This window comes from Halomonas sp. BC1, from assembly GCF_002078135.1.
Classification (GTDB): Bacteria; Pseudomonadota; Gammaproteobacteria; order Pseudomonadales; family Halomonadaceae; genus Vreelandella; species Vreelandella stevensii.
Map to the genome: position 1 here is coordinate 1 of NZ_LFGS01000001.1, position 10,967 is coordinate 10,967.

Consider the following 10,967-nt stretch of genomic DNA (forward strand, 5'->3'; position numbering starts at 1 on the left):
GGAAACGCTGCATAAATCTCGCCGGAGCTGCCTCGTAGCCACCGGCGAGGTAAAATCTGACCTGTCCAACACCCGCTGACAGAGCCACTCCGATGAAACAGATCTCATTCGCCCAGGCTGAGCACCAGAACAAGAAGAAGGTCACCCGCCGCGAGCGGTTTCTTGCCCAAATGGAGGCGCTGGTGCCGTGGCCGCGGCTGATCGAAGCACTGTCGCCGTCCTACTTCCCGAATTCAGCGGGCAAGCGAGGCCGGCCACCCATTGGCCTGGAGCGTATGCTGCGCATCTACTTCCTGCAGCAGTGGTATGCCCTGGCCGATGAAGCGCTGGAGGATGCCCTCTACGACAGCCAGGCCATGCGTGATTTCATCGGTATCGATCTGGCCATCGAGAGCGTGCCGGACGCGACCACGCTGCTGCGCTTCCGTCACCTGCTGGAGCAGCATGCCCTGACCCAGCGGATCTTCGATGAGATCAACGCCCACCTGACCGAGCAAGGCCTGTTCATGCGTGAGGGCACCATTGTCGATGCGACCATCGTGGCTGCTGCGCCTTCCACCAGGAACAAGGCCAGGCAGCGCGATCCAGAGATGAAGCAGACCCGGAAGGGCAAGCAGTATTACTTCGGCATGAAGGCCCATATCGGTGTCGATGCGGTCACTGGGCTGACCCACAGTGTTGCCGCCACGTCGGCCAACGTCGCCGATGTCACCATGACCAGTGAATTGGTCCGGGACGATGACAAGCGGGTATACGGCGACGCGGGCTACACCGGTATGTGGAGCTATCTGGGCGAAGAGAAGGATGCCCCGGATTCCCGTTGTTGCGTCGCCGCCAGGCGCAGCACTATCAAGAAGATGGAAGACAGCCCAATGAAAGTACTGCTGCTGAAATACGAGAAGGCCAAGGCCAGCATCCGCGCCAAGGTCGAGCACCCGTTTCATGTCCTCAAGAACCTCTTCGGCTACCGGAAGGTTCGCTACAAGGGGCTAGCCAGGAACCAGGCGCAGCTGTTCACCCTGTTCGCCCTCGGCAATTTGTTGCTGGCTGGACGATGCCAGGGCCATGCTGACGGGGCCAGTGTGTCTTGAATCAGGCCTGGCAGCCGGATAACCCGGCTGCCAGGGTAAAAAGGCCACCTTTAGTGGCCAGAAAGTGATCGTTGACGCGGTGAATATGCCGCCCTGAACGCTTCAGCTGCTCAGAGGCGAATTGATCAGCGATTCCTTAAATCCGTATACCCTTTTTTATTATTGTTTTTTCAGTATTCAGTTTTTTGTTAGCACTCTTACTTGTTTTTCAAGTTTCATTTAAAACAGTCGTTTAACTGCGCTTGTGAAAGTAACCATCAGCACTTTCATGGTTTTGACGTTTCTGTAGTCAAACTACAACCGCGCCTGCTGCCAAGGGTGCATTGTGAGTATTGCCCCCGTGAACCATAGTGAAGTCATGGATCACGGCGGTGTCTTGTTATCCCGATACGCCGCAGGGTTCCTTGCTACACACCGAGGCGCTGATGTTTTACCAAAGCGCCAAAGGCGAAGGTCTTGTAACGCTTGTGACCGTTTCGCAGTTACCGAACTGGGCACTTACCCGGCCCAGCATGAGTAGCAATGTCATCATTCTTCATTAATAAGATGGCTGCTTGATTACCACACTCCGTGAACCGTAACAGGCAGCGGCTGAGCATACCATGAGGGACTTACCATGAACTGCATCGAATTGAGCCAACAAGCTGACCGTATCGCTAGCACTTTCAGTAAACAGGATCTGGCCAAACTGGTCCTGGCGCTAAAAGGCAATCGCGAGTCGCTGCAACACGCGGTCGAGGTCATCGACACCATCGACAGCCGACAGGGGTGTACCCTGGAAGAGGCCTGGGATGAAGTGTTGGCCGGCGACTCTCAACTGGCGGTGGTACACGACGAGTAGGTCGTCACTCGCTTGCTGAACTGATTGGCCCCCTGCCAGTGATGGCAGGGGGCTTTTTATTGGGTTTTTATTGGGTTTTTATTGGGCGTGCACCTGCAAGCGGGGGGGTTACGCCAGGCTGGCGGGTTAGCTGGGGGGGCGAGAAGTATCGCGGTTTTCCGCAAAGTAAGTGGCCAGGCGTGCCTCGGCCTCTTCACCGAACAGCACGCGGCAGGCTTCTTGCAACCCGCTGGAGTGGCGTAGCTGCTCGTGATGAACCACCATCGACACCTTGGCACGCCGACGCAGAAAATCTTCCAGCTGGGTGATCATTTCATGGTCTCGGGCATGCTCGATTTCACAGCGGATGTACTCGGTGCCTTCGATGAGAATATCGGCCTCCGAAGGGTCCTGGCGGATCTTTTCCAGCATCGGGATGGCCTGTTCGGCGTAGCGTCGCCACAGCCGAGAGGATAGCGGCTCGGAGGAGGTGGCGGCCGTCATGGCGTCCAGATTCATGCGCTTGGCCTGGTCCATGAACTGCTGCTTGACCGGCTCGGGCGGCTCACCGTACCAGTGAAAACTGGGGTCGGGCAGGGTAACGCCCAGTTTCATGACTTCACCGGAAATTTCATCGCCCACGTTCAGGCAGTCGGTCAGCTTGCCGCCAAAGATGCTGATATGCGCGCTTTCCGGGTTGGTATCGATGACGTGCTTGCGTGACAGCTGCAGAAAGTCTCGGTCGCTGCCTTGTTCGGCCTTGATGGCCAGCGGCCGTACGCCGCAGCGGGTGGAGATGATGTCATCCTGGGTCAGCGGCTTGTCCAGTGTCAGTCGCTTGTTGATGTTTTCCAGCACGAAGGCGATGTCGTCTGCCGTGACATCGACCTCAGGGCTTTCCATGTGCGTATCGGTGGTACCGATACAGGTACGATTGCCCATGGGGATCACGAAGAACAGACGGCCATCATCGGCAAAGAAGGCCAGCACGCGCTTGGTCGCCGTGAGCTGGGGCACGATGAGGTGAATGCCCTTGGAGTACAAGTGCTGATGGGTGGTCTTCTGGCCCGTCAGGGCATTGTGCTGGTCGACCCACGGCCCGGCGGCGTTGATCAACACTTTGGAACGAATATTGAAGGTCGTGCCGTCCATGACGTTGCGGGCGCGGGTGACCCAGTGTTCGCCATCGCGTTCGGCGCCCAGCGACTCGACGTAATTGGCGGCGACGGCATCGTAGTTCAACGCATGGCGCACGAAGTTGAAGACGAAGCGGGCATCGTTGTCGTGCAGGTAGGCATCGGAATATTCGAACCCGCCCACGGCATCCTTGATATCGATGATGGGCTCTTCCTGCTTGAGTTTCCTGGGAGACAGCAGGCGGGGCAGGCGTGTAAAGCCATTGCCCATCAGCCAGTACAGCCAGGTACCCGCCCACAGATAGCGGGGCGAGTGCCGAAAACCTTGGGTGATGGTGGTTAAAAAGCGAATTTCTTCCACCGTCGAAGGGTAGCTCTTGATCAGGTGGTTACGGCTCTTGCAGAGCTTGCGCACCAGGGCAAAGTCCTTGCTTTCCATATACTTGATTCCCCCCCAAACCAGGTTGGAGGAGTGCATGCTGGTACTGCCAGCGAAGTCACCACGGTCAATCAGGGCCACTTTGGCGCCTTTGCCTGCCAGCGCCGCAGCGGTGGCTGCACCATTGATGCCACCACCAATGATCAGTGCGTCAAAGTCATCGGTGTGCAATTTCTCTACATTACGGTTACGCAGTTTCATGGCGGATCCACTTATCAAGAAAAAGCCCCAGCTTGGCACGCGGTCGTCACTGACTGCCGAAACGATGGGCGGGCTTGCGCCCGCCCAAGGGCTCAGCGAGTGCCTGCGGCCATCCAGGCTTCCATCATTTCGTCGTAGGGCACGGTGGTACCCTGCGGCATTTCATCGTCGAGTTTTGGTTTGGGCGCGCCGTCCTGATCCAGCCAGTACTGGGGGTCACGCTCTTCGTTGAGTACCGGGGCATAGCTGTCGAACACATTGGCCCGAGCCAGGCGATTCATGGTGTTGTCCATGTCGGCCGCCAGCTTGTCCAGACCTTCCTGGGGCGTGACTTCACCGCTCATGACCGGTGCCAGGTTTTGCCACCACAGCGGTGCCATGCGCGGATAGTCAGGCACGTTGGTGCCGGTCGGTGTCCAGTTGGACTCGTTGGGGCTGCGGTAGAACTCCACCAGGCCGCCGAGTTTGGGGGCCATTTCGGTCATCTGGTCCGAGAAGATGTCGGATTCACGAATGGGTGTGAGGCCGTGCATCAGTTTTTCCAGCGAGGTGGTTTTGGCCACGGTGAACTGGGCGAACAGCCAGGCCGCCGTACGACGGTCTTCGGGCGTGGAGTCGAAGAAGGTCCAGGCACCTACGTCCTGATAACCCACTTTCATGCCTTCTTCCCAATACGGGCCCGTGGGCGAGGGTGCCATGCGCCACAGCGGGTTGCCTTCGTCATCGGTCACGGCCACGGAGGGGTCGGTCATGTCGGCAGTGAAGGCGGTATACCAGAAGATTTGCTGGGCAATGTGACCCTGCGCAGGCACCGGCCCGGCTTCACCGAACGTCATGCCCTGGGCTTCGGCGGGCGCAAAGTCACGCAGCCAATCCACGGCTTTTTGCATGGCAAATACCGACGCCGGTGAGTTGGTGGCGCCACCGCGGCTGACGCTGGCGCCCACCGGCTGGCTCTCCTCGTTCACGCGGATGCCCCAGTCGTCGACGGGATTACCAAACGGCACCCCTGGGCTGCCCATGCCGGCCATCGACAGCCAGGAGTCGTGGAAGCGCCAGCCCAACGACGGGTCGCGGCGACCATAATCCATGTGGCCATACACTTTGGTGCCATCGATCTCGCCCACGTGGACGGTAAAGAACTCGGCGATATCCTCGTAGGCCGTCCAGTTGGTGGGAACGCCCAGGTCGTAACCGTAGATTTCCCGGAACTGTTCCTGCAGGTCTTCACGCTGGAACCAGTCATAGCGGAACCAGTAAAGGTTGGCGAACTGTTGGGTCGGTAGCTGGAAGACGCTGCCGTCGGGGCCGGTGCCGTACTGCAGGCCGATGAAATCGTCCAGGTCCAGCGTAGGCAGGGTGTAGTCCGCCCATTCGTTGGCCATGGCCTCGGTCAGGTTGATGGTGGTGCCGTAACGGATATGCGTGCCGATGGAGTCGGTATCGTTGACGAAACCGTCATAGATGCTGTTGCCGGACTGCATCTGGTTCTGCATGGTGTCCACCACATCGCCTTCGCCGATGATGTTGTGGGTGATGTTGATACCGGTCAGCTCGCTGAACGCCGGGGCCAGCACTTCGCTTTCGTAGACGTGGGTCGTCAGACCCTCGGCGACGGTCTGAATGTTCATGCCTCGGAACGGCTCGGCAGCCTTGGCGAACCACAGCAGCTCCTCTATCTGCTCCTCGCGGCTCAGGGTAGAGTTCTGGAAGTGCTCATCGACCAGCCGTTCGGCGATGGCGCGTGCTTCCTGGTCGTCGGCCATGAGGGCCCCCGAGGCCAGCAGCAGGCTGGCAGCGAGGGTAGTGAGTTTGAAGTTGTTATTACGCATGTTGACCTCGTTTTGTTGTGCTCTTCCTTGATAACGTGAGCATCCTTGGTACCGCGGTAGTACGCCGAGACCGCCCAGTAGGCGCTTAGCCCCAGCGCATCAACACCAGCAGCCAAACCGCTGATAGTGCCAGTGCAATCCAGATCGAGAGCGTGGTGAAGCCAATCACGCCCAGGTGAATGAACGCTGCCGACAGCAGGCCGATGAACAGCCGGTCGCCCCGCGTGGTGCTGATGGGGAGAAAGCCCTTGCGTTCGATGGTGGGCGAGAGAATCTCCCACAGGGTCATCCCCGCCAGCATGGCAGCGATCGATGAAAAGAAAATGGCAGTAGGGGTGGTCCATACCATCCAGGACATGGCCGTTGCTCCTTCAGGTGCGACCCAGGGCAAAGCCCTTGGCGATATGTTTACGGACGAAATAGACCACCAGAATGCCTGGCACGATGGTCAGCACGCCGGCCGCGGCCAGGGTGCCCCAATCGATGCCCGATGCGGTGGACGTACGAGTCATGATCATGCCGATTGGCTGAGCATCCGTGGCGGTCAAGGTGCGGGCCAGCAGCAGCTCTACCCAGGAGAACATGAACAGGAAAAACAGCGTCACGCCGATGCCCGAACGAATCATCGGCAGGAAAATGGTCACGAAGAAGCGCGGAAAACTGTAGCCATCAATGTAGGCCGTTTCGTCGATCTCCTTGGGGACGCTGCTCATGAAGCCTTCCAGAATCCAGATGGCCAGCGGGATGTTGAACAGACAGTGGGCCAGCGCGACGGCAATGTGGGTGTCGAACAGGCCTACCGAGTAGTAGAGCTGAAAATAGGGCAGCAAAAACACCGCGGGTGGTGCCATCAGGTTGGTGAGCAGCCAGAAGAACAGGTGCTTGTCGCCGATGAAACGATAGCGGCTGAACGCGTAGGCGGCCGGTAGTGCCACGCAGATGGTTATCAGCATGTTCAGCGACACATAGGCCATCGAATTGACGTAGCCCATGTACCAGCTGGGATTGTTGAAAATCCGCAGGTAGTTATCGAACGTCAGATTCTGTGGCCACAGGGTCATCGAGCCGAGGATTTCGCTGTTGGTCTGCAGCGACATGTTGATCAGCCAGTAGATGGGCAGGATCATCAGGAACAGATACAGGCCCAGCAGCAGGCGCGAGCGCCAGCGGCTGCGAGCGTTGCGACGACGGCGCTGTGCCGGGGTGGTGCGGCTGAAGATGGTATTGAATTTCTCGCCCTGCTGGGCATTGTCCAGACGGTACATGTCATGCCCCCCCTTGGGTGTTCTTGTCTTTTTGCATGTGCATGATGGTGGTGTAGAACACCCAGCTCACCAGCAGGATCACCAGGAAGTAGATGATCGAAAAGGCCGCCGATGGTCCAAGGTCCTGCTGGCCAATGGCCATGGTGGCCAGCGACTGGCTCAGGAAGGTGGTCGAGCTGCCTGGGCCACCACCAGTCAGCACGAAGGGTTCGGCATAGATCATGAACGAATGCATGAAGCGCAGCAGCACCGCGATCACCAGCACGTTGGTCAATTTGGGCAGCTGGATATAGCGGAAGATGGCCCATTTGGAAGCGCGGTCGATACGGGCCGCCTGATAGTAGGCTTCCGGGATCGAGCGCAGGCCGCTGTAGCAGAGCATGGCCACCAGCGGTGTCCAGTGCCACACATCCATCAGAATGATGGTGGCCCAGGCATCACTGGCGTTGCGGGTAATGTTGTAGTTCAAGCCCAGCTCACGCAGGCCCCAGCCCATCAGGCCGATGTCGCCCCGGGTGAAGATCTGCCAGATGCTGCCCACCACGTTCCATGGGATCAGCAGCGGTAGCGTGATCAGTATCAGTACCGCCGACGCCTGCCAGCCGCGCTTGGGCATGATCAGCGCAATCCCGATGCCCAAGGGCACCTGAATGGCCAGGATGGTCAGAGAAAACAGAATCTGGCGCACGAAAGCTGCCCGCAGCGCCGAGTCGTTGAGGATGCTTTCAAACCATTCGGTGCCGGTGAAGAAGCGCGCATTGGGGCCCAGCACGTCCTGCACAGAATAGTTGACCACGGTCATCAGCGGGATGATGGCGGAAAACGCCACCAGCACCAGCATCGGCAACACCAGCAGCCAGGCACGGTTGTTATAGACTTTATTGTTCATGGCCGATCTCCACCCGGTATTCGTCTACGTACAGGCCCATATGCGCTTGAGGTAATAGCGCGTGTGCCTTGTCACCTGTCACGGCATGACCTTCGGGCAGCCGCGCCTTGAAGTGCTCGCCGTTGAGGGCAAAACTCAGCAGGGAGTAGGTGCCCAGGTCCTGAATGTTCAGCACGTCGATGGGCAGCGAGTTTGCGACCGGAGTGTTGCTGACACTGATGAACTCCGGCCGAATGCCCAGTTTGACGTTGCTGGAAGGGGCGGCTGCAATCTGCGCGCGAAGCGCGGGGCTCACCGGCATGACCTGCTCGCCAAACAGCACCTGATCGTTGTGGTGAGTCACCGACATGAAGTTCATGCCGGGGCTGCCGATGAAGTAGCCCACGAACGTATGGGCGGGCGTTTCGAACAGCTCCCGGGGCGTACCGAATTGAACCACCTGGCCGTCGTACATCACGGCGATCTTGTCGGCGAAGGTGGACGCCTCCAGCTGATCGTGGGTGACGTAGATCATGGTGATGTTGAAGCGCTCGTGGATTTCCTTGAGCTTGCGGCGCAGTTTCCACTTCAGCTGTGGGTCGATGACCGTGAGCGGTTCATCGAACAGAATCGCAGAGACGTCATCGCGTACCAGCCCGCGGCCCATGGAAACTTTCTGCTTTTCGTCAGCAGTGAGGTTTTTGGCCTTGCGGGACAGCAGCGGCGTCAGATCGAGAATATCGGCGACTTCTCGCACTTTGGGGTCTACCCGATATTCGGGGGTGTTCATGTTGCGTAGCGGAAAGGCCAGGTTGTCGTACACCGTCATGGTGTCGTAGATCACCGGGAACTGAAACACTTGGGCAATGTTGCGCTCTTCAGGAGGCAGCTCATTGACCCGTTGTCCATCGAACAGCACGGCACCTTCGGAAGGTTCCAGCAGCCCGGAAATGATGTTCAGCAGGGTGGACTTGCCACAGCCGGAAGGGCCAAGCAGGGCGTAAGCGCCCCCCTGGTGCCACACGTGATCCATCTGGCGTATGGCGTAATCCTCAGGGCCGGAAGGTTGTTTCGTATAGCTATGGGCGAGCCCCTGTAGCGTGATTTCAGCCATGGGTCACACCTCCCTGGGCCGATGCGGGAACGTGCACCGTATTGCCTTGCTTGTCGAAGGCATACAGCTGGTGGGTCGGGAAAAAGACCTGGATGGCGTCGTTGACATTGAACTCGTGAATGCCCGCCAGGTGCAGCACCAGAGGGAAGCGCTCGTGGTGAACGTGCAGGAAGGTTTCCGAACCGCTGATTTCGGCCACGTCCACACGAACGTCCAGCGCCAGATCGTTGGCCGAGCGCCGCTCCAGGGTAATGTGCGACGCGCGCACGCCGAAGTCGTAGTCGCCGGCGGGCAGCCGTTGCAGGTCTGGGTCGCAGGGAAAGTGCAGGGATTGATCGAAGGTGATATCGGCGCTGGTCAGCTTCCCGGGCACGATGTTGATGGGTGGCTCCGAGAACATCTCGGCAGTGTGACGGCCATTGGGCTGGCGATAGACCCGTTCGGTGGGGCCATACTGCAACAGTCGCCCTTCATGCATCACGGCGGTGTTGCCGCCCAGGGCCAGCGCTTCGTTGGGCTCGGTGGTGGCGTACACGGCAATGCAGTTGCGCGCCTTGAACAGCTCGCGCAGTTCGTCGCGCAGCTCTTCACGCAGCTTGTAGTCGAGGTTGACGAGTGGCTCGTCGAACAAGATCAGGTCGGCATCCTTGACCAGCGCACGGCCCATGGCGGTGCGCTGCTGCTGACCCCCGGAAAGCTCCTGGGGGTAGCGCTCCAGCAAATGCTCGATATGTAACATTTCTGCAATGCTTTCGACCCGCCGTTTGATCTCCTGGGAGGGCGTCCTGGCCAGCTTCAGCGGTGAGGCGATGTTGTCGCGCACCGTCAGGCTGGGGTAGTTGATGAACTGTTGGTACACCATGGAAACGTTGCGCTTGCGTACCGAAACGCCGGTGACATCCTTGCCATCCATGTAAATGCGCCCGCGGGTGGGTTGTTCCAGGCCGGCCATCAAGCGCATCAGCGTGGTCTTGCCTGCCAGGGTCCTGCCCAGCAGCACGTTGAAAGAACCCGGCTCCAGCGCCAGATCGACCCCCGTGATATGAGGGTCACCGCCGACGACGTGGTCGATGTTTTGCAGATGTAAGGACATGCCGATCTCGTTAGCGTCGTTGTTATGGATATTGCTATGGATATTGCTATGCGTGTTGTTGTAGCTGTTGTCATGAACAGGTAGTGCGAAAACGAGTGTGTCTATCGCGCGGGTAGATCGGTCGAGCAGCTTGTTCTCTGTTTCTCTATTGTTCCAGGCCACCGACCAAGGCGATATTTTCATTAACGAAAGGCTAGTTGATCATTTTCGAACGTGCAACGCTTTTTTGGGGCTCATATATTCGCTTTTAGGCGTAGAGAGCCCATCACAATACATGCGCAGTGGGTGTGGGAAGGGAGAGGAGGGGGAGCAGAAGACGGGGCGGTGCCGAAGGAAAGCAAAGTGGCGCTGTGCGTTTCATTTTTGAACTCTGGAAGGCAATAAACGAAAAAACCGGCCTGTGTCAGGCCGGTTTCATTCACGCTCAAGCGTCGTTTACTTGATGCTGGTTTCTGCTTGCGGCGTGGCCTTGGCAGGCGCCGCGTTGTGGTCGATCAGCGTCGTCTTGTCGTTGGCAAAGGCATCGTAGGCGAAGTCATCCACGGTGAGCATTTCGAGCACTTCGGCCTCGAAGGTGCGCATGAACGTGGCGTCTTCCTCGTTGATCAGCCCTTTCTCCAGCGCGGCTTCCACACGTGCTTCCGGGTGGAGCGCCGTTTGCGGCAGCTCGCCCTTGGCATAGGCCTTGTTCACCGTACGGTAGATGGCCTCGGCGCGATCGTACTCTTGCAGAAGGGCATTGTAGCGGGCCAGCGGATTGCGCGCGGCGCCGTCATCCTTGTCCCAGGTGTTGCTCAGCAGCTTGCTGCGCAGGGCACTCTGGGTAGAGACGCGATGAGCGATGTCGCGGGCCAGGTCGTCATGGGGCTTGTTCCAGCGGCGGCCCGTCGGCATGACGACCGCTTTCAGCACCTTGCCCAGGGCGCGGTTGGGCAGGTTGTCGAAGATCTCGACAAACGCCTGTTCAGCGCGGTTGAGCAGGAACTGCAGGCTGTAGTGCAGCAGCGCTTCTTCGCCTTCTACCTTGTTGCCGGTGTGCCACTGCTTGAGCACCATGGACGCCAGATAGAGGTTGGAGAGAATGTCGCCCAGTCGTGCCGAGAGCATT

At 58.7% G+C, this 10,967-nt stretch carries 10 protein-coding genes; 2 read left to right on the plus strand and 8 right to left on the minus strand.

Features of this window, described 5'->3' with window-relative positions; translation table 11 throughout:
* The first annotated feature begins 92 nt into the window (after window positions 1-92).
* Complete coding sequence (locus B7L72_RS00005) at window positions 93-1,091, plus strand: IS5 family transposase (protein ID WP_081191873.1); 999 nt, start codon at window positions 93-95, stop codon at window positions 1,089-1,091.
* A 616-nt stretch (window positions 1,092-1,707) separates the two neighbouring features.
* Window positions 1,708-1,932, plus strand: a complete 225-nt coding sequence (locus tag B7L72_RS00010) for a hypothetical protein (protein ID WP_016913671.1) — start codon at window positions 1,708-1,710, stop codon at window positions 1,930-1,932.
* A gap of 126 nt (window positions 1,933-2,058) precedes the next feature.
* Here B7L72_RS00010 and B7L72_RS00015 read toward each other — a convergent pair whose 3' ends face one another.
* The 8 genes from B7L72_RS00015 to B7L72_RS00050 form a co-directional block, all read right to left on the minus strand.
* Entirely contained in the window at window positions 2,059-3,687 is a 1,629-nt protein-coding gene (locus B7L72_RS00015; RefSeq protein WP_081191875.1) for a glycerol-3-phosphate dehydrogenase/oxidase, read from the minus strand.
* A gap of 92 nt (window positions 3,688-3,779) precedes the next feature.
* The gene (locus tag B7L72_RS00020) at window positions 3,780-5,519 is read right to left on the minus strand and encodes an ABC transporter substrate-binding protein (protein ID WP_081191877.1); all 1,740 of its coding nucleotides are present in this window, start codon (window positions 5,517-5,519) and stop codon (window positions 3,780-3,782) included.
* Between the two features lie 85 nt (window positions 5,520-5,604).
* Entirely contained in the window at window positions 5,605-5,877 is a 273-nt protein-coding gene (locus B7L72_RS00025; protein WP_039178296.1) for a DUF2160 domain-containing protein, read from the minus strand.
* A gap of 13 nt (window positions 5,878-5,890) precedes the next feature.
* On the minus strand, window positions 5,891-6,784 hold the full coding sequence (locus B7L72_RS00030; protein ID WP_039178294.1) for a carbohydrate ABC transporter permease: 894 nt from the start codon (window positions 6,782-6,784) through the stop codon (window positions 5,891-5,893).
* Between the two features lies 1 nt (window position 6,785).
* Complete coding sequence (locus tag B7L72_RS00035) at window positions 6,786-7,673, minus strand: carbohydrate ABC transporter permease (protein ID WP_039178292.1); 888 nt, start codon at window positions 7,671-7,673, stop codon at window positions 6,786-6,788.
* Window positions 7,663-8,766 carry an ABC transporter ATP-binding protein gene (locus B7L72_RS00040; RefSeq protein WP_039178289.1) on the minus strand — a complete coding sequence of 368 codons (1,104 nt, stop codon included), beginning with the start codon at window positions 8,764-8,766 and terminating at the stop codon, window positions 7,663-7,665. Before B7L72_RS00040 ends, B7L72_RS00035 begins: the two co-directional genes overlap by 11 nt.
* On the minus strand, window positions 8,759-9,859 hold the full coding sequence (locus B7L72_RS00045; protein WP_081191879.1) for an ABC transporter ATP-binding protein: 1,101 nt from the start codon (window positions 9,857-9,859) through the stop codon (window positions 8,759-8,761). Before B7L72_RS00045 ends, B7L72_RS00040 begins: the two co-directional genes overlap by 8 nt.
* 435 nt (window positions 9,860-10,294) lie before the next feature.
* The coding region (locus B7L72_RS00050) for an acyl-CoA dehydrogenase domain-containing protein (RefSeq protein ID WP_139788402.1) at window positions 10,295-10,967 on the minus strand (673 nt) is incomplete at its 5' end.